Below are 20,679 nucleotides of genomic sequence, written 5' to 3' on the forward strand. Positions count from 1 at the left end.
GCGGGGGAGCGGGAAACGGATGCCGGATCGTGTCGCATCCATCATCTCGCGGGGTACAGCTCGCATCCCGCTGGGGGAGCGTCGCTCGTCACCGGTAATCTGATCGGCGACGTCGCCCCACCTGACAGATGGAGACACCATGAGCACTGACGCCCAGTCGACGGATCGGCATCCGGCCGACGGCCACGACAGGATCCGGGTGCAGGGTGCCCGCGTGAACAACCTGAAGGATGTCAGCGTCGACATCCCGAAGCGTCGGCTGACCGTGTTCACCGGGGTGTCCGGCTCCGGCAAGAGCTCCCTGGTGTTCGGAACGATCGCTGCGGAGTCGCAGCGGATGATCAACGAGACCTACAGCACCTTCGTGCAGGGCTTCATGCCGACCATGGCGCGCCCCGACGTCGACGTGCTCGAAGGCCTCACCACGGCGATCCTCGTCGACCAGGAGCGGCTCGGCGCGAACCCGCGCTCGACCGTCGGCACTGTCACCGACGCCAACGCGATGCTCCGCATCCTGTTCAGTCGCCTCGGCCAGCCGCACATCGGGTCGCCTCAGGCGTTCTCCTTCAACATCGCCTCGGTCCAGGGATCGCGGTCGGTCACGATCGACAAGGGGTCGGGAGCGGCCATCAGCGACGACTTCTCCTTCACCGGTGGCATGTGTCCTCGGTGCGAGGGCATGGGCTCGGTGACCGACATCGATCTCGCCGAGCTGTACGACGACTCCAAGTCGCTCGACGAGGGGGCTCTCACGATCCCCGGATACACCGTCGACGGCTGGATGGTGCGCATCTTCAGTGAATCCGGCTTCCTCGACCCCGCGAAGCCGATCCGCGACTACACCGAGACCGAGCTGAACGACTTCCTCTACAAGGAGCCGACCAAGGTCAAGTTCCAGAACATCAACATGACCTACGAGGGCCTGGTCTCGAAGATCCAGAAATCGTTCCTGTCCAAGGACAAGGAGGCCATGCAGCCGCACATCAGGGCGTTCGTCGACAGGGCGGTCACCTTCACGGCCTGTCCGGACTGCGAGGGGACGCGCCTCAGCGCTGCGGCACGCTCGTCGAAGATCGCCGGCATCAGCATCGCCGACGCCTGTGCGATGCAGATCAGCGACCTCGCCGTCTGGGTGGGCGGGCTCGACGAGCCCTCGGTGACGCCTCTCCTCGCGAACCTGAGCCAGACCCTCGACTCCTTCGTGGAGATCGGACTCGGCTACCTCTCCCTGGATCGATCGTCGGGAACGCTCTCGGGCGGGGAGTCGCAGCGGGTGAAGCTGATCCGTCACCTCGGCTCGGCGCTCACCGATGTCACCTACGTCTTCGACGAACCGACCATCGGGCTGCATCCGCACGACATCCAGCGCATGAACGACTTGCTGTTGCGCCTCCGAGACAAGGGCAACACCGTGCTCGTCGTCGAGCACAAGCCCGAGATGATCGCCATCGCCGATCATGCCGTCGACCTCGGCCCGCGGGCCGGGACGGCCGGTGGAACGATCACCTTCGAGGGAACGATCGCGGAACTGCGCGCCAGCGACACCCTCACCGGTCGGCACCTCGATGACAGGGTGGCCGTGAAGGCGACGGTACGCGAGCCCAGCGGTGCCCTCGAGATTCGCGGAGCCACCGCCCACAACCTGCAGAACGTCGACGTCGACATCCCGCTCGGGGTGCTCGTCGTCGTGACCGGTGTTGCGGGGTCGGGGAAGAGTTCGCTGATCCACGGGTCGATTCCCGCGGGTGCCGGGGTCGTCTCCATCGATCAGACCGCCATTCGAGGCTCCCGTCGCAGCAATCCGGCGACGTACACCGGGCTGCTCGAGCCGATCCGCAAGGCATTCGCGAAGGCCAACGGCGTGAAGCCCGCCCTCTTCAGCGCCAATTCGGAGGGAGCCTGCCCGAACTGCAACGGCGCCGGCGTCATCTACACCGATCTCGGCATCATGGCGGGGGTGTCCACCCCATGCGAGGTCTGCGGCGGCAAGAGGTTCGACGCGTCGGTTCTCGAGTACCACCTGGGCGGCCGCGACATCAGCGAGGTGCTGGCGATGTCGGTGAGCGAGGCCGAGGAGTTCTTCAGCACGGGGGAGGCGCGCACCCCGGCTGCGCACGCCGTCCTGGCGCGGCTCGTCGACGTCGGGCTGGGCTACCTGCGGCTCGGCCAGCCGCTCCCGACCCTGTCCGGAGGTGAGCGCCAACGTCTCAAGCTCGCCACCCACATGGCCGAGAAGGGCGACGTATACGTGCTCGACGAGCCGACCAGCGGACTGCACCTCGCCGACGTGGAACACCTGCTCGGCCTGCTCGACCGCCTGGTCGATTCCGGCAAGTCGGTCATCGTGGTGGAGCACCATCAGGCGGTGATGGCCCACGCCGACTGGATCATCGACCTGGGCCCGGGTGCCGGTCACGACGGCGGTCGGGTCGTCTTCGAGGGATCACCTGCCGCCCTGGTCGATGCGGCCTCGACGCTGACGGGGGAGCACCTCGCACGCTACGTCGGCGCCTGAGGGACGATGGTCCGAGCCGAGCAGAATCGGAGAAGCGCCAGGACCGGTCAACCGATACGATTGCTCTCAGGAAACGTTCAGGAAAGGAAGACCATGGCTGAGGCATCCACGTCTGCAGGCAAGAACACCAAGTCCGGATTCACCGCCGAGGAACGAGCGGCGATGCGGGAGCGAGCGAAGGAGCTCAAGGCATCCGCGAACCGGGAGGAAGCGATCAAGGCCGTCCTGGCGGCCATCGCGGAGATGCCTGATGAGGAACGTGCTGTCGCCGAGCGTCTTCACGCCGTCGTGACCGAGGCTGCTCCCGAACTCGATCCACGGCTCTGGTACGGTCAGCCGGCGTACGCGAAGGGCGGCGCGATCGTCTGCTTCTTCCAGAACCCGTCGAAGTTCAAGACGCGGTACACGACGCTCGGGTTCAACGACTCGGCGAACCTGGACGACGGCACGATGTGGCCGACGTCCTTCGCCATCACCTCGCTGACGGCGGAGTCGGAGAAGGCGATCACCGCCCTCGTGAAGAAGGCCGTGGGCTGAATCGTCGGGATTCTCCGGATGGTCAGGATCCTCCTCCATACCTGATGTCATGTGTCCGATAATGCACATTATGACAAGTAATCTGTCACGCGGGTGATTTCAACTGCTGGCGTGCCCTGCCCCGACCGCGTTCCTGCCGACGAGCATCTCTCGGCGGCAAGGCGCACACTGGGAGCATGCATCCCTCGCACGAGACCAGCGCCGACGAGACCAGCGCCTCCGAGCTCGAGCTCGAGGAACGCATCACGACGATGCTCGACGCACGCGCGCCGTCTGCCACGATCTGTCCGTCGGATGTCGCCCGCGCCGTGACTTCCGAGGAATCCGAGTGGCGTGCCCTCATGAATCCCGTCAGGCGCGCAGCCCGACGCCTGGTCGCCGCGGGCGAGGTCGAGATCACTCAGGGCGGGCTTGTCGTCGATCCGTCCACGGCGACGGGACCGATTCGGATCAGGCGGCGTCGTCGGGACTGATGGCCGGGCAAGGTGACGGCGGGCCCCCGCTCCTGACACACTGAGCCGACGGGCTGCCGTCAGCCGCGACCCGCCGCGACGAAAGGAAGCGCCCATGCTCGGCCGCAATTTCACGCAGGATGAACTCGACCACGCACGCTCGGAGATCGTCGACCAGCTCGCGGCGTACGAGGTGCTGGCCGCGACGGTGACCGATCCCGCCGGGCTCGCGGCTCTCGACGTCTTCTCCCCCAGCTTCTTCAACGCCATGCTGCTCGCGCTGGACCGACCGTTCGTCCACCGTCTCCATCTGGTGACGGGCACGGACGGCAACGCCCTCAACGAGGTCGAGGTGCTCGTCGATTCGCTCATCAACCACGGCGGCATCCTGCAGCCGAGCACGGAGCTCGCTCTCGACCCGGCGACGAGCGTGACGGGCATAGCCTTCGGCGAGCGGATCAGGCTGACTGTCGACCAGTTCGAGCGCCTGGCGGCAGCCTTCTTCGTCGAGATCGAGAAGAAGTTCATCATCGAGGCGGCCGCTTTCGACTGAAGCGAGCGCAGTCGGCGGTCAGCCGATGACGAGAGCCACGATGGCGGTCACGCCCGAGACCGCAGCGATCACCAGTGCAGCGCTGATCAGGACGAGATGCACGGTGTAGAACTTCGTGCGCCGTCCGTCGGCGTCACGCGCCCTCGGGTCGGCGGCGATCCTCCGCAGGAAGGTCGGCCAGACCACGACGTTGAAGACGGCATTCACCAGGAGAAGCACAGCGAGCAGAGTGTCCATCCGGGCCAGCCTACTGGCGCCGATCTCCGGCGGCCGACGGTCATAGGCTGGGTGGATGAGCATCGAGAACGCGTCCAGTCGGCCCGTCACCATCGTCACCGGCGGCGGGCGGGGCATCGGCCGGGCGATCTCGGAACGCCTCGTGGCCGATGGTCACGACATCGCGATCACGTACCGGGAACGGGGCGCGGATGCCGAGGCGGTGGCCGAGGCCCTGCGTGCCACCGGAGCCCGCGTGCTCGTGCTCCCCTGCGACCTGGGCGACGCCGTTCAGGCCGCATCAGTCGTTCCCGCAGTGCTCGAGCACTTCGGATCCTTCACCGGGCTCGTGAACAATGCCGGGATCACCGGGCGCATCGGCGGATTCCTCGAACTCGACACCGAGGAGTCCCGCGGCGTCTTCGCCGTCAACGACCTGGCCCCGCTGATCATGTCGCAGCAGGCCATCGCCCACATGGCCGTGAACCGAGGTGGCGCGGGCGGAGCCATCGTGAACATCTCGTCGGGGGCCGCAACGACGGGAGCACCCGACACCTACATCCCCTATGCGATGAGCAAGGCGGCCCTCGACGCCATGACCCTCGGCCTCGCCAAGGAGTTCGGGCCGTACGGCGTGCGCGTGAACACGGTCTCCCCCGGCACCACTCACACTGAGATCCACGCCAGCGCGGGTCGGCCGAACGCGCCGGCGGAACGTGCTCCCCGCATCCCCATGCGTCGGGCCGGCCAGCCGGATGAGATCGCCGGTGCCGTCGCATTCCTTCTCGGACCGGACGCGTCCTACATCTCCGGCGCCAACATTCGCGTCGCTGGCGGCAACTGAACGCGGCGATCGGGCCGGATCGGACCGCCTGCCGGGTCAGTGTCGGCGCGCGACCTTCTCCCGCCGCTCCGCGGATGCTGGCATGCCGAACTCGTCCAGCGGCTCGTTGTCGGGTTTGAGGGGCAGCCTCTCCCCCGTCGGGCACTCGACGACGGTGTTGAGCGTCGATCGTTCGATCTCGTGCTCCTCCATGACATGGCCGCAGATCGGACAGGCCGACTGGGGCGCCGGTCTCTCGGTGTCGTCGTATGCGACCGGTGCGCTCTCCCCGAAGGCCGGCGACAGCTTGCTGTCGACCCACTCGAAGAAATGCGCGTAGGCGTTCTCCTTGCGTCGAGCGTCTTCCTTGACCATGGCGAACATGGTACCCCCGTCCGAGGGGTCTCAGACAGTGTCGATTTCGGCGGTTCTCAGAGCTCTCCGAACCCCGACGCCACGAGATCGGCCACCCCGTCGACGGCCGAGCGCCCATCAGCGGTATCCGCTGCCGCGATCGACACCGTCGCGCCCTGGGTGAGCCCCAGCGACATGATTCCGAGCAGGCTGCGCGCATTGGTGCCATTGACCGTGACTGGGGTATCGAAGCTCGCGGCGAGCTTGACGAGCTCGGCTGCCGGCCTTGCATGCAGGCCGTCCTTGTTCACAAGCTCGAGCGTGCGCGTGTAATCGCCACCGGAGGAATCCGCTGGATCCGATGCATCGGAGCGGTCGGATGCCGGTGCGGAGAGCGCTTCGCCATTCGCTGTCGACGCCGCCGCGAGCACCGCCTCGAGGTCTCCCCCGGTCTGCGCAGTCACTGCCGCGGCCACGGCACCCTCGACCACGGGCGCATCCGCGATCCGAACCCGGCCTCGCACGTCGTCATCGAGGAAGTCGAGCGCGGTCTCAGCGGTGAGGATCGCCGAACCGAGGTCGCACAGGATCACAGCGCCGGCTCCGGCATCGGCCCGCTCGATCGCGGTCGAGATGAGGTCGAAGCTCGTGCCGATGCGGCCGTCGTCGGTTCCGCCAGCCGCCATGATGACGACCTCCGGCGCCATCTGGGCAGCCAATTCGACGACGCCCTCCGCGATCTTGACGCTGTGCGACACGATCACCAGGCCGACGAGCGGATCGCCCTCCCCCACGTCACGCCGCCTGTGCGGCGTCGGCGGCGGCGCGCAGGATGTACGCGGTCGACTGGGCACCGGGATCGCGGTGTCCGATGGCCCGGTCGCCGAGGTAGCTCGCGCGCCCCTTGCGCGCCACCAGGGGTTCCGTCGCCGCAGCTCCTTCGGCTGCGGCGTCGGCCGCCGCGGCGAGGATCTCGACCTCCGATGCCCCGGATGCCTGAGCCTGTTCGGCCGCATCCACAGCGGGCGTCCAGGCGTCGATCATGGTCTTGTCTCCGATCTCCGCCTTGCCACGCAGCACGATGCCGTCGCGTGCGGCCGTCAGCAACGCGACGATGGCGGCGCCATCCAGCTCGGAGGCGGAACCGACAGCAACCGCGGCCTTGAGATAGGCCGTTCCGAACAGAGGTCCAGCCGCTCCCCCGACCGTCGAGATCAGTGTCGTCGCCACGAGCTTGAGCGCGTCGCCCGGCGTGGCATCATCATCGAGGTCGGCGAGCTTCGGAACCACGGCCTGGAAGCCGCGATCCATGTTCTCGCCGTGGTCGCCATCGCCGATCGCGCGGTCGAGCGTGATGAGCTCGACCCGCTTGTCGGCGATCACGGCACCGGAACGACGGATCCAGTCGAGTGTCCAGCTGAGGCCCAGCGCCATTGCGTGTCTCCTATCGACCCCAGCGAAGCGCAGCTGTCTCCACAGGGGCATCCCACAGTTCGGTCAATTCATCGTCGAGCTTCAGCACCGTCAGCGAGAAGCCCTGCATCTCGAGCGCGGTGGTGTAGTTGCCCACCAGTGATCGTGTCACCTCGATGCCCTGTGCTGCCAGAACCTCGGCAGCGTGGCGGTAGACGATGAAGAGCTCGACGAGCGGTGTTCCGCCCATCCCGTTGACGAGAAGCAGCACCTTGTCTCCGGATGCGAACGGGATGTCCTCGACGATCGGCCCGAGGATCCGCTCGACGATGGCATCCGCCGGTTCGAGCTTGATCCGCTCTCGACCGGGTTCGCCGTGGATGCCGATGCCGATCTCGATCTCGTCGTCGGCGAGTTCGAAGCTGGGCTCCCCCGCGTGCGGGACGATGCAGGGGGTGAGGGCGACGCCCATGGAGCGCACCTGGGCGTTGACCTTCTCGGCGATCGCCGTCACGGCGTCGAGGTCGTCTCCTCGCTGCGCTGCAGCACCGGCGATCTTCTCGACCAGCACGGTTCCGGCGACGCCGCGCCGCCCCGCAGTGTAAAGGGAGTCCTTGACGGCGACGTCGTCGTTGGTCACGACCGCGCGCACCTCGATGCCCTCAGCGGCGGCGAGGTCGGCTGCGGTCTCGAAGTTGAGCACGTCGCCGGTGTAGTTCTTGACGATGTGCAGTACTCCGGCACCGCTGTCGACTGCCTTTGTCGCTGCGAGGATCGGGTCGGGAGTGGGCGAGGTGAAGACGGCGCCCGGCACGGCTCCATCGAGCATCCCGAAGCCGACGAATCCGGCATGCAGCGGTTCGTGCCCGCTTCCGCCACCACTGATGATGGCGACCTTGCCGGCAACAGGAGCGTCCGCCCGAACCACGTAGTTGGGGTCGTACTCCGCACGCACCAGGTCGCTGTGCGCTGCGGCGAATCCGGCGAGCGATTCGTTGACGACGTTCTTCGGATCGTTGATGAGCTTCTTCACGAAATTCCTTCCGAGAGGGCGCCTGCCTACTGCACGTTTGTGCGCATCGACACTGACGCACGGGTGTCCCCTTGCTCAACTTAGCCCGGTGGTGGCCGCAGGGGTAAGGGGCTGGTGAACAAATGCGCGCGCGTCGTTCCCCCGGACGGGGTACGGCAATAGGGTGATGTCGAGCGCGCAAAGATGCGCGCCAGACGAAGGAAGGTCACAAGTGGACAATCTCGGTGTCGTATTTCTCTCGGAGGTCGTCGGAACGGCGATGCTGGTGCTCCTCGGTTGCGGCGTTGTCGCGAACGTAGCCCTCATCAAGAACAAGGGCTTCAACGGCGGCTTCCTCATGGTCAACATCGGATGGGGCTTCGCGGTCTTCTCCGGCGTGATCGTCGCGTACAACTCCGGTGCGCACCTGAACCCCGCGGTCACGCTCGGGCTCGTCGCCAACGGCGCGACGGAGTTCGGATCAGGGGTGCCCGTCAATCCGGTCTCCGTCATCACGTACATCGCGGCCGAGTTCCTCGGCGCGATCATCGGTGCCTTCTTCGTGTGGCTGGCCTACAAGCAGCACTTCGACGAGGAGCCCGACCCCGGAAACAAGCTCGGCGTCTTCTCCACCGGCCCTGCGATCCGCAGCTACGGCTGGAACCTCGTCACCGAGATCATCGGTACGTTCGTCCTCGTCTTCGTCGTGATCGCCTTCGGCGGCGGCAGGCAGGGTGAAGGCGGCCTCGCGGCCCTCGGAGCGCTTCCCGTGGCGATCCTCGTGATCGCGATCGGTGCCTCGCTCGGTGGTCCGACGGGCTACGCCATCAACCCAGCCCGTGACCTCGGCCCGCGCATCGTGCACTTCCTGCTCCCGATCAAGGGCAAGGGCGCCAGCGACTGGTCGTACTCCTGGGTTCCCGTCGTGGGACCCGTCATCGGCGGACTCCTCGCCGGATGGGCTGCGCTGTTCCTGCTCCCCATCCTCACCTGACGTGCCGCGCGGTGGTCGGCCCCCGTGGGGCCGGCCCCTGTGCGCCTGCCATTCCCACGTCAATCCAGCACCATCCAGAATGAAAGAGGTACACCATGGCTGACTACGTCATCGCCATCGACCAGGGAACCACGAGTTCCCGAGCCATCGTCTTCGACAAGTCGGGATCCATCGTCTCGACCGGACAGCTCGAGCATGAGCAGATCTTCCCGAAGGCCGGCTGGGTCGAGCACGACCCGAAGGAGATCTGGAACAACGTTCGCGAGGTGATCGGCCAGGCACTGAGCAAGGCGAACCTGACCCGCCACGACATCGCCTCCATCGGCATCACGAACCAGCGCGAGACCGCGGTCGTCTGGGACAAGAACACCGGCGAGCCCGTCTACAACGCCATCGTCTGGCAGGACACCCGCACGCAGTCGATCGTCGATCGCCTCGCCAAGGACGGCGGCGTCGAGCGGTTCAAGCAGAAGGTCGGCCTCCCGCTCGCGACCTACTTCTCGGGAACCAAGATCGTCTGGATCCTCGAGAACGTCGACGGAGCGCGCGAGAAGGCTGAAGCCGGCGACCTGCTCTTCGGCACGACCGACTGCTGGGTGCTCTGGAACCTGACCGGCGGAACCGACGGGGGTGTTCACGCCACCGACGTCACGAACGCCAGCCGCACGCTGTTCATGGACCTGGAGACGCTCGCCTGGGACGACGACATCCTCGCCGCGTTCGACGTTCCGAAGTCGATGCTCCCGAAGATCCTCCCGTCCTCCGGAGTGTTCGGCGAGGCCGACTCGCACAGCCTGCTGCGCGAGACCCCCATCGCCGGAATCCTCGGCGACCAGCAGGCGGCCACCTTCGGACAGGCCGCCTTCGACACCGGCGAATCGAAGAACACCTACGGAACAGGAAACTTCCTGATCTTCAACACCGGCGAGGAGATCGTCCACTCCAAGAACGGCCTGCTCACCACGCTCGGGTACCAGATCGGCGACAACAAGCCGCACTACGCCCTCGAGGGCTCGATCGCCGTGACCGGTTCGCTCGTGCAGTGGCTGCGCGACAACCTCGGGATCATCTCGAGCGCCCCCGAGATCGAGGACCTCGCGAAGACGGTCGACGACAACGGCGGTGCGTACTTCGTTCCGGCGTTCTCGGGCCTGTTCGCCCCGTACTGGCGTTCGGATGCGCGCGGAGCCCTCGTCGGCCTCACGCGTTACGTGAACAAGGGCCACATCGCGCGCGCTGCTCTGGAGGCCACGGCCTTCCAGACGCGTGAGGTGCTCGAGGCCGTCAACGCCGACGCCGGGGTCGACCTGGTGGAACTCAAGGTCGACGGCGGCATGATCGCCAACAACACGCTGATGCAGTTCCAGGCCGACATCCTGGGCGTGCCCGTCGTGCGTCCCGTCGTCGCCGAGACGACGGCGCTGGGTGCCGCGTACGCCGCCGGTCTGGCTGTCGGCTTCTGGAGCGACCTCGACGACCTGCGCAAGAACTGGCAGGAGGACAGCCGTTGGGAGCCGAAGATGGATGACGCCGAGCGCGACCGTCAGATCCGTCTCTGGAAGAAGGCCGTCACGAAGACCTTCGACTGGGTCGACGAGGACGTCGAGCAGGGCTGACCTTCAGCTCAGAGGACATCGAGGCGTTCCGTCATCAGTGACGGGACGCCTCGATCCATTCCTCCAGCTTCGCGGATGCCGCCCCGCTGTCGATGGACTCCGCGGCGACGGCCATCTTCGACGCGAAGCGCTCCAGAATGCTGGTCTGGACGAGGGCCGCGTTGTTCGCGAGGTCGTAGGCGACCAGGCCTGCAGCGGCGTTCAGCAGGACGATGTCGCGAACCGGACCCGTCTCCCCCGCGAACAGCGACCGCACGACCGAGGCGTTGTGGGCCGCGTCCCCGCCGATCAGGTCGGCCATCCTGGCCCTGGGCAGGCCGAGGTCGCGCGGATCGATGTCGTGCTCGGTCACGAGGCCGCGCGACACCTCCCACACGTGGCTGTGTCCCGTGGTGGTGAGCTCGTCGAGTCCGTCATCGCCGCGGAACACCAGGGCCGTCGCCCCGCGCGTCTGGTAGACGCCGACGAACAGGGGCACGCGCTCGAGGCTGGCGACGCCGACGGCATTCGCCTCGGCACGGGCGGGGTTGCAGAGCGGACCGAGGTAGTTGAAGACCGTCGGGATGCCGAGGCTCGACCGCACGGGGCCAGCGTGCCGGAAGCCGGGGTGGAAGGCCGAGGCGAACGCGAAGGTGATGCCGGTCTCGGCCAGGATCGCGGCCACCCTCTCGGCCGGAAGCGTCAGGTCGAGGCCGAGCGCAGCCAGCACGTCCGATGATCCGGAGGCACTGCTGGCCGCCTTGTTCCCGTGCTTAACGACGGGAACGCCGGATGCCGCCGCGATGATGGCCGACATGGTCGACACGTTGACCGTGCCGACACGGTCTCCCCCGGTTCCGACGATGTCGAGTGCCATCGACGGCACCGGCAGCGGCACGGCGTTGTCGAGGATCGCATCGCGGAATCCGACGATCTCGTCGACGGTCTCCCCCTTGGCCGACAGGGCGACGAGGAAGCCGGCGATCTGAGCATCCGTCGCCTCTCCGGTCATGATCTCCTGCATGCACCAAGAGGCATCGGAGACGCTGAGGTCCTCACCGCGCAGGAGGGAGGCGAGAACGTTCGGCCACGTCTGGGATTCGAGCATGGAATCCACCCTATGGCTCCCAGCCTTTCACCGCGGATTCTCAGGTCTTCCCCGGTCTTCTTAGGCTGTCCTAACCTCCAGTTCGGCGCGACTGACCCCTCCGAATGGGCAAAACCCCCTCCGGATTCGGCCATAATGGAAAGCGTGACGAGCACAGTACTAACTCCGCGGGCAACCACGCCAGCCATCAATCGGCCGAACTCAGTAGCGGTCGGCACGATCGTCTGGCTCGGCAGTGAAGTCATGTTCTTCGCCGGCCTGTTCGCGATCTACTTCACCCTGCGGTCGACCAGCCCAGATCTCTGGGCGGCACAGACCGAGAAGCTGAACGTCCCGTTCGCGACGATCAACACGATCATCCTGGTCATCTCCAGTTTCTGGTGCCAGTTCGGCGTGTTCGCGGCCGAGCGGATGCAGCCCAGGCGCACCGGCTGGAAGCCCACCCAGTGGGGCATGGTCGAGTGGTTCTTCCTCACCTATGCCTTCGGCGCCATCTTCGTCGCCGGCCAGGTCTGGGAGTACGCGACGCTCGTCAGCGAGCAGGTCACCCTCGCGTCCGACGCCTACGGCTCGGCCTTCTACCTGACGACGGGCTTCCACGCCCTGCACGTCACCGGTGGACTCATCGCCTTCCTTCTCGTCATCGGCCGCGTCTTCGCGGTCAAGAACTTCGGACACAAGGAGGCCACCAGCGCCATCGTCGTGTCCTACTACTGGCACTTCGTCGACGTCGTCTGGATCGGGCTCTTCCTGGTCATCTACGTTCTCAAATAGGAATCAGGAGCGAACACCGTCCCCATGCGAGAGAACAAGAAATCCGCAGGCGCCAGCCGCCGCAAGACCGGTCGGCGGCATCCGCTCGCCACGGTGGCCCTGATCGCCATCGGCCTCGGTGTCACCGGCGGCGCCTACGCCGCAGTGAACACCAGCACGGCATCCGCTGAGACCCAGATCGCAGCCCAGTCGACGATCGAGGAGGGCGAGAAGCTCTTCCAGGCCAACTGCGCCACCTGTCACGGCATGGGCGCTGCCGGAACCAACAGCGGTCCCAGCCTGATCGGCGTCGGAGCCGCGGCCGTGGACTTCCAGGTCGGCACCGGCCGCATGCCCATGCAGATGAACGGCCCGCAGGCCGAGGAGAAGCCTCCGCAGTTCACCGACGAGCAGGTCAAGGCGCTGGCGAACTACGTGGCCTCGCTCGGCCCCGGCCCGGCGATCCCCGACGATCACCTCACCAACGGTGGCGGCGACCCCGCCAACGGTGCAGAGCTCTTCCGCATCAACTGCGCGATGTGCCACAACGTCGCAGGTGCCGGTGGAGCACTCACCGAGGGCAAGTTCGCCCCGGCCCTCGACACCGTCACCGGTGTCCACATCTACGAGGCCATGGTGACCGGTCCGCAGAACATGCCTGTCTTCAACGACCTGAACATCTCGCCCGAAGACAAGCGCGACATCATCACCTACCTCCAGTACGTGCAGGACAACCGCTCACCCGGCGGTTTCGAACTCGGTTCACTCGGCCCCGTCGCCGAGGGACTCTTCATCTGGATCTTCGGTCTCGGCGCCATCGTCGCGTTGACCGTGTGGATCACGGCGAAGTCGAACTGACCGCGACAAGCACGGCAATGACCCAGCGCGAAAAGGAGAACCATGGCACAGGACGATAACGACGGTAAGGATCTCACCGTCGCCGATTCGTCGGTCGCCGACCATCACGACGAGGCGCACCCCGGCACAGCCGTGGTCTCGCGTGACGCCTTCACCGACCCCGGACTGGTCCCGCACCGCAAGCGCGTGACCGACCTGGATCCGAAGAAGGAGAAGCAAGCCGAGCGCACGGTCTACACGCTCTTCTACCTCTCGATCGTCGGCAGCATCTGGGCCATCGCGGCCTACATGCTCTTCCCGATCGAGTCGAACAACGTCGGGGACGTGCGTCTCAACACGCTGTTCATCGGTGTCGGCCTCACTCTCGCCCTGCTCGCGATCGGCTTCGGTGCCGTTCACTGGGGCAAGGCGCTCATGGTCGACGACGAGGGTGTCGACATCCGTCACCTCACCCGGGGAAGTGACGAGACGCGTGCCGCGGCCGTCGAGATCTTCGACGTGGCGAACAAGGAGTCCGGATTCGGGCGTCGCACGCTCATCCGCAACTCCCTCATCGGGGCGCTCATCGTGTTCCCGCTGCCCGCCGTCGTTCTGTTCCGCGGTCTCGCACCGCAGGACGAGAACCCCGTCGAGCTCCTCTCCCACACGATGTGGAAGAAGGGCACGCGACTCGCACTCGACCCGAGCGGCGTCGCCATCAAGGCGACCGACGTCACCCTGGGCAGCGCGTTCCACGTGATCCCCGAAGACCTGAACGACCTCGAGCACGGCAAGCTGGAGGAGAAGGCCAAGGCGGCCGTCCTCCTCATGCGTCTCCGTCCCGAGGACCTCAACGAGCTCCCCGAGCGGGCTGACTGGTCGTACGACGGCATCGTCGCGTACTCCAAGATCTGCACGCACGTCGGCTGTCCCGTTGCCCTGTACGAGCAGCAGACGCACCATCTCCTCTGCCCGTGCCACCAGTCGCAGTTCGATGTGTCGAACCACTGCGAGGTCATCTTCGGGCCGGCCAAGCGACCGCTCCCCCAGCTGCCCATCGCCGTGGACTCCGAGGGTTACCTCATCGCGCAGAGCGACTTCCTTGAACCAGTCGGACCTAGCTTCTGGGAGCGTTCGTGAGTACCGCCACTACACCTGAGGCACCCCCGACGACGTCTACCGCCGTCGAGAAGAAAGGCGGCTTCACGGCCGCCGCCGCCAACTACATCGACGAGCGCACCAGCGTCTCGACGATGGTCAAGGAGCTCGGCCGGAAGATCTTCCCCGATCACTGGTCGTTCCTCCTCGGCGAGGTCGCTCTCTACAGCTTCGTCGTCATCCTCATCTCGGGCTCGTTCCTGACCTTCTTCTTCCAGGCTGCGATGACCCCGGTCATCTACGACGGCTCGTACGTGCCCCTCAAGGGCATCGAGATGTCCACGGCGATGGCGTCGACACTCGACATCTCGTTCGACATCCGCGGCGGCCTGCTGATGCGTCAGGTGCACCACTGGGCTGCGTTGCTGTTCGTGGCCTCGATCGGCCTGCACATGATGCGCATCTTCTTCACCGGTGCGTTCCGGAAGCCGCGCGAGCTCAACTGGGTCATCGGCTTCGTGCTGTTCATCCTCGCCATGGCCGAAGGCTTCACCGGCTACTCGCTCCCCGACGACCTGCTGTCGGGCAACGGCCTGCGCATCATCGATGGAATGGTCAAGGGAATTCCGGTCGTCGGAACCTGGATCTCGTTCCTGCTGTTCGGCGGCGAGTTCCCCGGCGAGGTGATCGTGGGACGCCTGTACACCCTGCACATCCTGCTGCTGCCGGCCATCGTGGTGGCGCTGATCGCGTTGCACCTGCTGTTCCTGGTTGTGCACAAGCACACCCAGTACCCCGGCCCGGGTCGCACGAACATGAACGCCGTCGGTCAGCCCGTGCTCCCGGTGTACGCCGCGAAGGCCGGTGGATTCTTCTTCATCGTCTTCGGCATCATCATGCTGATCGCGTCGTTCTTCACGATCAACCCGATCTGGAACTACGGTCCATACGACCCCTCCCCGGTGTCGGCGGGAACCCAGCCGGACTGGTACATCGGGTTCGCCGACGGTGCCCTCCGCCTGATTCCGCCGGGACTTGAGTTCGTCTGGCTCGACCGCACCTGGTCGTTCAACATCCTGATCCCGCTGGCTGCGCTCGGACTGTTCATCGTGCTCGCCATGATCTACCCCTTCATCGAGGCGTGGGTCACGGGCGACAAGCGTGAGCACCACATCCTGGACCGTCCGCGCAACGTCCCCACCCGCACCGCCATCGGCGCCGCCGGAGTGACGTTCTACGCCGGCCTCTGGGCGGCTGCGAGCTCGGACATCGTCGCGACGCACTTCAAGCTCACGATGGAGGGTGTCATCCACACCCTGCAGTTCGTGGTCATCGTGGGGCCCTTCATCGCCTACTTCGTCACGAAGCGCGTGTGCCTGGCCCTCCAGAAGAAGGACCGCGAGCTCGTGCTGCACGGCTACGAGACGGGTCGTATCGTGAAGCTGCCCGGTGGTGAGTTCATCGAGGTGCACGAGCCGCTCACCGACTACGAGCGCTGGCGCCTGGTCAGCTACGCCGACTACGCACCGCTCATGATCCGCCCGAACGCTCAGGGTCGCATCACGGTGGGCCAGCGGCTGCGTGCCGGCTTCTCGCGCTGGTTCTTCGAGGACCGCATCTCGCCGGTCACGAGGACGGAGCTCGAGGCGGCCCATGGCCACCACGATGCCCACCACGAGCTCGACGAGAAGACCGCCCACTAGAGGCGTTCCATCCGAATCGCTGGGAGGCGCCGATGACATCATCGTCATCGGCGCTTCTCTGTTCTCTGAACGCTTCACGGACGACGACACCGGGTGATCGGTCATGACCATGGCGACTCTGGCGCAGTGGCTGCGCTGTCCGCACTGCGGTGCGCCGCTGACGGATGCCGCACCGCTGACGTTGCGCTGCGAGAACGCCCATTCCTTCGACGTCAACAAGCGCGGGTACGTGAACCTCGTCGCCGCCAACGACCGCATGACCGGCGATGACGCCGCCATGCTCGACGACCGCGACGCCTTCCTCGCGGCAGGGCACTACGACTCCATCCGCGACGCCGTGGCCGCCGCCGTGCCGAAGGACGCCGAGCGCATCGTCGACGCCGGTTGCGGCACGGGCTTCTACCTCGCCGGCGTGCTCGCGGCGTCGGCGGAGCGCAGTGTCAGCGCTCTGGGACTCGACCTCTCCCCCGAGGCCGTGCGGCGTACGGTGCGCACCACCGGCAGCGACGGGGTCGTCGCCGACACGTGGCGACCTCTCCCTCTGCGCGACGGATGCGCCGACGTCATTCTCACGGTCTTCGCCCCGCGCAACCTGCCCGAGTTCCAGCGGGTCCTCCGCACGAACGGGCGGCTCATCGTCGTGGTGCCGTCAGGGAACCACCTGCGAGAGTTGCGCGCGGATGGCCGAGCCCTCGACGTGCCGGCTGACAAGGCTGAACGCCTGCAGGAGGAGGCCTCAGCCCTCTTCGACTCCATCGGGGTCGAGACGGTGGCGTACGCGATGGATCTCGACGGGGGCGCCGTCGAGCATCTCCTGGGCATGGGACCTGCGGCGCACCACCGGGCGCCGGCCTCTGACGGACGCTCCGAACGAGTCACGGCATCCGTCGACATCGTGAGCCTGAGAAGGCGATAGAGGCCGCGTCACGCAGACGGGCAGTTCTCCTGCGTGCGGCGCCGCGACTCCCCCGCACGCGCGGACAGAACGACGAAGCGCCCGGCACGAGAACGTGCCGGGCGCTTCCATGTGGTGGATCAGCGGGCGAAGAGTCCGCGGTAGTACTCGTAGACCCAGCCGACGAGGCTGATGAGAACCAGCCCGACGGCGCAGTAGGTCAGCCAGAATCCGACGGCCAGGCCGAGGAAGCTGATCGCGACCGACGCGCCGAGCAGCAGCGGCCACCAGCTCCACGGGCTGAAGAAGCCCAGTTCAGCGTCGCCGTCGTCGATGTTGGCGTCGAGGCGGTCCTCGGGAAGCTCCCCGCCCTGAGCGCTGTGGACGCGGCCGACGTAGAACGCGATGAACGCGGCGAGAACGGCGCACAGGAGCATGCCGATCGTGCCCACGGCTTCGATCCGCTGGTCGGCGCCGGAGTCCAGCCACGTCCAGAAGCCGTACACGGCCGCTGAGACGAGGAAGAAGGCGGCGAGAACCCAGAGGAGGACGGCGTTGACTCTCATCTACTTGACCTCGTCCTTCGTGGCGTCATACGTGGGAGCTTCCGGCGCATCCTTGGCCGGCCCGATTCCGATTGGGAGCCCGGCCTCGGGGTGGTTGAGGTCGAAGGCAGGACGCTCGGAGCGGATGCGCGGGATCGACGTGAAGTTGTGTCGCGGCGGCGGGCACGACGTCGCCCACTCGAGCGATCCTCCGTAGCCCCAGGGGTCGTTGACCGTCACGCGCGGAGCACGACGCGCAGTGATGTAGACGTTCAGGAAGAACGGCACCATCGAGAGCGCGAGGATGGCGGAGCCGACCGAGGACAGCTGGTTCATCCAGGTGAAACCGTCATCGGGCAGGTACGTGGCGTAGCGACGCGGCATGCCGACGACTCCGAGCCAGTGCTGGACGAGGAAGGTCGTGTGGAAGCCGATGAAGAGGATCCAGAAGTGGATCTTGCCGAGGCGCTCGTTGAGCATCTTTCCGGTCCACTTCGGCCACCAGAAGTAGAATCCGGCGAACATGGCGAACACGACGGTTCCGAACACGACGTAGTGGAAGTGAGCCACCACGAAGTAGGTGTCCGACACGTGGAAGTCGAGCGGAGGGCTGGAGAGGATGACTCCGGTCAGCCCGCCGAAGACGAAGGTGATGAGGAAGCCCAGGGTCCAGAGCATCGGCGTCTCGAATGTCACCGAACCGCGCCACATGGTGCCGATCCAGTTGAAGATCTTCACGCCCGTCGGCACCGCGATCAGCATCGTCATGAGGGCGAACCACGGCAGCAGCACGGAACCCGTGACGTACATGTGGTGGGCCCAGACCGTGACGGAGAGGGCCGCGATCGCGATCGTCGCGTAGATCAGCGTCTTGTAGCCGAAGATCGGCTTGCGGCTGAACACCGGCAGGATCTCGGACACGATGCCGAAGAACGGCAGGGCGATGATGTAGACCTCGGGGTGGCCGAAGAACCAGAACAGGTGCTGCCACAGCATGACTCCGCCGTTGGCGGGGTCGTAGATGTGGGCGCCGAACACGCGGTCTGCACCGGCGGCGAGGATGGCGGCCGCGAGAACGGGGAACGCCATGAGCACCAGCAGCGACGTCACCAGGGTGTTCCAGGTGAAGATCGGCATGCGGAACATCGTCATTCCGGGAGCGCGCATCGTGATGATCGTCGTGATGAAGTTCACGCCACCGAGGATGGTGCCGAAACCGCTCATGCCGAGCCCGAACATCCAGAGGTTGCCGCCGAGACCCGGACTGAACGTCGTGGTCGAGAGCGGCTGATACGCGGTCCATCCGAAGGACGCAGCACCCTGCGGGGTGAGGAATCCGCCGATCGCGATGAGGCTGCCGAACAGGAACAGCCAGAAGGCGAAGGCGTTCAGACGCGGGAACGCCACGTCGGGAGCTCCGATCTGGAGCGGCATGATCACGTTGGCGAAGCCCGCGAAGAGCGGCGTCGCGAACATGAGCAGCATGATCGTGCCGTGCATCGTGAAGAGCTGGTTGTACTGCTCTTTGGTCTGCAGGATCTCCAGGCCGGGCTCGAAGAGCTGGGCACGGATGATGAGCGCCATGACTCCTGCGACGCAGAAGAAGACGAACGAGGAGATCAGGTACATGTACCCGATGATCTTGTGGTCGGTGGAGGTGATCCACCGCACGAAGATGTTGCCCTTCTTCTCGACCTTCGGAGTTCCGAAGGTCCGAGCAGGAGCCGGTGCGGTCGTGGTGCTCAAGGCTACTCGCCCCTCTCGTCTGAGTCGGTTCTGGGCTCCTTGTTGCCCGGCAGGTTCTGGTTGCGGTCGTAGTCGGAGCCGAGCTGGCCCTCGAAGCCGGCGTCGCGCAGGTCTTGGATGTGGGCCTCATACTCGGCCTCGGAGACGACCTTCACGTTGAAGAGCATCGCCGAGTGGTACTCGCCGCAGAGCTCGGCGCACTTCCCCTTGTACGTGCCCTCGCGCTCGGGCGTGACGTACATGTAGTTCGTCTTCCCGGGGTACATGTCCTTCTTGTACAGGAAGTCGATGACCCAGAAGGAGTGGATGACGTCGCGGGCGTTGAGGGCGATCTCGACCTTCTTGCCGACGGGCAGGTACAGCGTCGGGAGTTCGGACTCCACGAGAGCGCCGCTGCCATCCTTCGAGCTGTCCTCGTACTGACCCTGGATGCCGGGCGAGTAGACGTCCTCATCCACGTAGTTGAAGTCCCACGCCCACTGCTTCGCCACGACGTTGATCTTCACATCGGGTTCTGCGTACGGCGACTCGATGGCCGTCTGGTCGCGAGCGGTGAAGGCGAAGAAGCCCAGCACCAGGATGAGCGGCACGATCGTGTAGAAGATCTCGATCGGCATGTTGTAGCGCAGCTGTACCGGGAGGCCGGTCTGGCCCTTGCGGCGGCGGTAGACGATGACGGCCCAGATCGTGAGGCCCCAGGTGATGACACCGACGACCAGCAGGACGATCCAGGAGGTGACCCAGAGGCCGGAGACCATCGAGGTGTTGTTCGTGACGGGGCTCTCGCCCTCCTCGAAACCGGGGAGGAAACCGTTCAGTTGCGCCTGGGTGCACCCGGCAAGAACTACGGCTAGCGTCGCTGCGATCGGAATGGCAGCCCATCGGAGACGGCGATTGTTGCGCACCGGTGACCTTTCGGGGGACTCGTGGACACTTCACAGAGAAGTGTGATTGATCATGTCCAGCCTACTCCGCGCTCCCGGCCCCGGTGTGCACCGGGGCAGGCCAGTCTGCACTGATTCCGCAGTTTTTCCGCGTCTTTCCGCCCTTAAAGCACTCGGGAGATCGTCCGCACGGACGATCTCCCGAGGCTGAAGGCGACAGTTCTCAGTGGAAGGAGTCTCCACAGGCGCAGCTGCCCTGCGCGTTGGGGTTGTCGATCGTGAAGCCCTGCTTCTGGATGGTGTCCTCGAAGTCGATCGAGGCCCCGTCGAGGTAGGGAACGCTCATCTTGTCGACGATGACCTCGACGCCGTCGAAGTCCACGGTCGCATCTCCGTCGAGCATCCGCTCGTCGAAGTAGAGCTGGTAGATGAGCCCCGAGCATCCGCCGGGCTGCACCGCGACTCGGAGGCGCAGGTCGTCCCGGCCCTCCTGGTTCAGCAGGCTCTTCACCTTCGTGGCCGCGGCGTCGCTCAGGCCGACCCCGTGGGCCGCCGTGCTCGTCGTGATCGTGTCAGTCATGATGCTCCTTCGCGCGCGGGGCGCCTCAAGTTGTGAAGATCAGTTCCATAGTACTGCGGGATGCCG

The 20,679-nt window shown here is 65.9% G+C and carries 22 protein-coding genes; 12 read left to right on the top strand and 10 right to left on the bottom strand.

Annotation, left to right across the window (positions count from 1 at the left end; all coding sequences use genetic code 11):
* Window positions 1-139 precede the first annotated feature (139 nt).
* From ASC59_RS04070 to ASC59_RS04085, 4 genes are all read left to right on the top strand, one after another.
* Window positions 140-2,515, top strand: a complete 2,376-nt coding sequence (locus ASC59_RS04070; protein WP_055818584.1) for an ATP-binding cassette domain-containing protein — start codon at window positions 140-142, stop codon at window positions 2,513-2,515.
* Window positions 2,516-2,608: 93 nt separating this feature from the next.
* Window positions 2,609-3,052, top strand: coding sequence for an iron chaperone (locus tag ASC59_RS04075; RefSeq protein WP_055818587.1), 444 nt, complete (start codon window positions 2,609-2,611; stop codon window positions 3,050-3,052).
* A gap of 176 nt (window positions 3,053-3,228) precedes the next feature.
* The gene (locus ASC59_RS04080) at window positions 3,229-3,525 is read left to right on the top strand and encodes a DUF3253 domain-containing protein (RefSeq protein ID WP_055818589.1); all 297 of its coding nucleotides are present in this window, start codon (window positions 3,229-3,231) and stop codon (window positions 3,523-3,525) included.
* A 94-nt stretch (window positions 3,526-3,619) separates the two neighbouring features.
* Entirely contained in the window at window positions 3,620-4,057 is a 438-nt protein-coding gene (locus tag ASC59_RS04085) for a hypothetical protein (protein ID WP_055818591.1), read from the top strand.
* A gap of 18 nt (window positions 4,058-4,075) precedes the next feature.
* Here ASC59_RS04085 and ASC59_RS04090 read toward each other — a convergent pair whose 3' ends face one another.
* A complete protein-coding gene (locus ASC59_RS04090) occupies window positions 4,076-4,294 on the bottom strand; it encodes an SCO4848 family membrane protein (protein WP_055818593.1) in 219 nt (72 codons plus the stop codon).
* 55 nt (window positions 4,295-4,349) lie between these two features.
* On the opposite strand from ASC59_RS04090, the gene ASC59_RS04095 reads away from it, so the two are divergent.
* Entirely contained in the window at window positions 4,350-5,117 is a 768-nt protein-coding gene (locus ASC59_RS04095) for an SDR family NAD(P)-dependent oxidoreductase (protein WP_055818595.1), read from the top strand.
* 36 nt (window positions 5,118-5,153) lie between these two features.
* Here ASC59_RS04095 and ASC59_RS04100 read toward each other — a convergent pair whose 3' ends face one another.
* From ASC59_RS04100 to dhaK, 4 genes are read right to left on the bottom strand one after another with little or no spacing between them, the layout of a single operon-like run.
* A complete protein-coding gene (locus tag ASC59_RS04100; RefSeq protein WP_157487915.1) occupies window positions 5,154-5,471 on the bottom strand; it encodes a hypothetical protein in 318 nt (105 codons plus the stop codon).
* 56 nt (window positions 5,472-5,527) lie between these two features.
* Window positions 5,528-6,244, bottom strand: a complete 717-nt coding sequence (dhaM, locus tag ASC59_RS04105; RefSeq protein ID WP_055818599.1) for a dihydroxyacetone kinase phosphoryl donor subunit DhaM — start codon at window positions 6,242-6,244, stop codon at window positions 5,528-5,530.
* Window position 6,245: 1 nt separating this feature from the next.
* Complete coding sequence (gene dhaL / locus ASC59_RS17575; RefSeq protein WP_055818600.1) at window positions 6,246-6,884, bottom strand: dihydroxyacetone kinase subunit DhaL; 639 nt, start codon at window positions 6,882-6,884, stop codon at window positions 6,246-6,248.
* 10 nt (window positions 6,885-6,894) lie between these two features.
* Window positions 6,895-7,896, bottom strand: a complete 1,002-nt coding sequence (gene dhaK / locus ASC59_RS04115) for a dihydroxyacetone kinase subunit DhaK (protein ID WP_055818602.1) — start codon at window positions 7,894-7,896, stop codon at window positions 6,895-6,897.
* Between the two features lie 259 nt (window positions 7,897-8,155).
* On the opposite strand from dhaK, the gene ASC59_RS04120 reads away from it, so the two are divergent.
* Together ASC59_RS04120 and glpK are read left to right on the top strand one after the other, a co-directional pair.
* Window positions 8,156-8,869 (top strand): MIP/aquaporin family protein, encoded by a 714-nt coding sequence (locus ASC59_RS04120; RefSeq protein WP_055822810.1) that lies wholly within the window; start codon window positions 8,156-8,158, stop codon window positions 8,867-8,869.
* 95 nt (window positions 8,870-8,964) lie between these two features.
* Window positions 8,965-10,485: a glycerol kinase GlpK gene (gene glpK / locus ASC59_RS04125; RefSeq protein ID WP_055818604.1), complete on the top strand. Its 1,521-nt coding sequence runs from the start codon at window positions 8,965-8,967 to the stop codon at window positions 10,483-10,485.
* Between the two features lie 34 nt (window positions 10,486-10,519).
* Here glpK and trpD read toward each other — a convergent pair whose 3' ends face one another.
* Window positions 10,520-11,572 (bottom strand): anthranilate phosphoribosyltransferase, encoded by a 1,053-nt coding sequence (gene trpD, locus ASC59_RS04130; RefSeq protein WP_055818605.1) that lies wholly within the window; start codon window positions 11,570-11,572, stop codon window positions 10,520-10,522.
* Between the two features lie 135 nt (window positions 11,573-11,707).
* On the opposite strand from trpD, the gene ctaE reads away from it, so the two are divergent.
* The 5 genes from ctaE (at window position 11,708) to ASC59_RS04155 (ending at window position 16,879) form a co-directional block, all read left to right on the top strand.
* Window positions 11,708-12,346, top strand: a complete 639-nt coding sequence (ctaE, locus tag ASC59_RS04135) for an aa3-type cytochrome oxidase subunit III (protein ID WP_055818607.1) — start codon at window positions 11,708-11,710, stop codon at window positions 12,344-12,346.
* A 24-nt stretch (window positions 12,347-12,370) separates the two neighbouring features.
* Complete coding sequence (gene qcrC, locus ASC59_RS04140; RefSeq protein WP_055818609.1) at window positions 12,371-13,183, top strand: cytochrome bc1 complex diheme cytochrome c subunit; 813 nt, start codon at window positions 12,371-12,373, stop codon at window positions 13,181-13,183.
* A gap of 42 nt (window positions 13,184-13,225) precedes the next feature.
* Window positions 13,226-14,302 carry a cytochrome bc1 complex Rieske iron-sulfur subunit gene (gene qcrA / locus ASC59_RS04145; RefSeq protein ID WP_055818611.1) on the top strand — a complete coding sequence of 359 codons (1,077 nt, stop codon included), beginning with the start codon at window positions 13,226-13,228 and terminating at the stop codon, window positions 14,300-14,302.
* On the top strand, window positions 14,299-15,963 hold the full coding sequence (gene qcrB / locus ASC59_RS04150) for a cytochrome bc1 complex cytochrome b subunit (protein WP_055818613.1): 1,665 nt from the start codon (window positions 14,299-14,301) through the stop codon (window positions 15,961-15,963). Before qcrA ends, qcrB begins: the two co-directional genes overlap by 4 nt.
* Window positions 15,964-16,066: 103 nt before the next feature.
* On the top strand, window positions 16,067-16,879 hold the full coding sequence (locus ASC59_RS04155; protein ID WP_055818615.1) for a putative RNA methyltransferase: 813 nt from the start codon (window positions 16,067-16,069) through the stop codon (window positions 16,877-16,879).
* Between the two features lie 119 nt (window positions 16,880-16,998).
* On the opposite strand, the gene ASC59_RS04160 is transcribed toward ASC59_RS04155, so the two are convergent.
* From ASC59_RS04160 to erpA, 4 genes are all read right to left on the bottom strand, one after another.
* Complete coding sequence (locus tag ASC59_RS04160; protein WP_055818617.1) at window positions 16,999-17,424, bottom strand: cytochrome c oxidase subunit 4; 426 nt, start codon at window positions 17,422-17,424, stop codon at window positions 16,999-17,001.
* Complete coding sequence (ctaD, locus tag ASC59_RS04165; protein ID WP_055818618.1) at window positions 17,425-19,149, bottom strand: aa3-type cytochrome oxidase subunit I; 1,725 nt, start codon at window positions 19,147-19,149, stop codon at window positions 17,425-17,427. It lies immediately after the preceding gene.
* Between the two features lie 2 nt (window positions 19,150-19,151).
* Window positions 19,152-20,054 carry an aa3-type cytochrome oxidase subunit II gene (gene ctaC, locus ASC59_RS04170; protein WP_055818621.1) on the bottom strand — a complete coding sequence of 301 codons (903 nt, stop codon included), beginning with the start codon at window positions 20,052-20,054 and terminating at the stop codon, window positions 19,152-19,154.
* Between the two features lie 202 nt (window positions 20,055-20,256).
* Window positions 20,257-20,613 (bottom strand): iron-sulfur cluster insertion protein ErpA, encoded by a 357-nt coding sequence (gene erpA, locus ASC59_RS04175; RefSeq protein WP_055818623.1) that lies wholly within the window; start codon window positions 20,611-20,613, stop codon window positions 20,257-20,259.
* Window positions 20,614-20,679 lie beyond the last annotated feature (66 nt).

The sequence above is a fragment of the Leifsonia sp. Root1293 genome, assembly GCF_001425325.1.
Lineage (GTDB): Bacteria > Actinomycetota > Actinomycetes > Actinomycetales > Microbacteriaceae > Orlajensenia.

Excerpts from the sequence above, each read along its gene's own strand:
- ASC59_RS04160 (WP_055818617.1), bottom strand. The coding sequence starts at position 17,424 with ATGAGAGTCAACGCCGTCCTCCTCTGGGTTCTCGCCGCCTTCTTCCTC.
- qcrC (WP_055818609.1), top strand. The coding sequence starts at position 12,371 with ATGCGAGAGAACAAGAAATCCGCAGGCGCCAGCCGCCGCAAGACCGGT.
- ctaE (WP_055818607.1), top strand. The coding sequence starts at position 11,708 with ATGGAAAGCGTGACGAGCACAGTACTAACTCCGCGGGCAACCACGCCA.
- glpK (WP_055818604.1), top strand. The coding sequence starts at position 8,965 with ATGGCTGACTACGTCATCGCCATCGACCAGGGAACCACGAGTTCCCGA.
- ASC59_RS04080 (WP_055818589.1), top strand. The coding sequence starts at position 3,229 with ATGCATCCCTCGCACGAGACCAGCGCCGACGAGACCAGCGCCTCCGAG.
- trpD (WP_055818605.1), bottom strand. The coding sequence starts at position 11,572 with ATGCTCGAATCCCAGACGTGGCCGAACGTTCTCGCCTCCCTCCTGCGC.
- ASC59_RS04090 (WP_055818593.1), bottom strand. The coding sequence starts at position 4,294 with ATGGACACTCTGCTCGCTGTGCTTCTCCTGGTGAATGCCGTCTTCAAC.
- qcrA (WP_055818611.1), top strand. The coding sequence starts at position 13,226 with ATGGCACAGGACGATAACGACGGTAAGGATCTCACCGTCGCCGATTCG.
- erpA (WP_055818623.1), bottom strand. The coding sequence starts at position 20,613 with ATGACTGACACGATCACGACGAGCACGGCGGCCCACGGGGTCGGCCTG.
- ASC59_RS04100 (WP_157487915.1), bottom strand. The coding sequence starts at position 5,471 with ATGGTCAAGGAAGACGCTCGACGCAAGGAGAACGCCTACGCGCATTTC.
- ASC59_RS04085 (WP_055818591.1), top strand. The coding sequence starts at position 3,620 with ATGCTCGGCCGCAATTTCACGCAGGATGAACTCGACCACGCACGCTCG.
- ASC59_RS04075 (WP_055818587.1), top strand. The coding sequence starts at position 2,609 with ATGGCTGAGGCATCCACGTCTGCAGGCAAGAACACCAAGTCCGGATTC.
- dhaL (WP_055818600.1), bottom strand. The coding sequence starts at position 6,884 with ATGGCGCTGGGCCTCAGCTGGACACTCGACTGGATCCGTCGTTCCGGT.
- ASC59_RS04155 (WP_055818615.1), top strand. The coding sequence starts at position 16,067 with ATGACCATGGCGACTCTGGCGCAGTGGCTGCGCTGTCCGCACTGCGGT.
- ASC59_RS04095 (WP_055818595.1), top strand. The coding sequence starts at position 4,350 with ATGAGCATCGAGAACGCGTCCAGTCGGCCCGTCACCATCGTCACCGGC.
- ASC59_RS04120 (WP_055822810.1), top strand. The coding sequence starts at position 8,156 with ATGCTGGTGCTCCTCGGTTGCGGCGTTGTCGCGAACGTAGCCCTCATC.
- ASC59_RS04070 (WP_055818584.1), top strand. The coding sequence starts at position 140 with ATGAGCACTGACGCCCAGTCGACGGATCGGCATCCGGCCGACGGCCAC.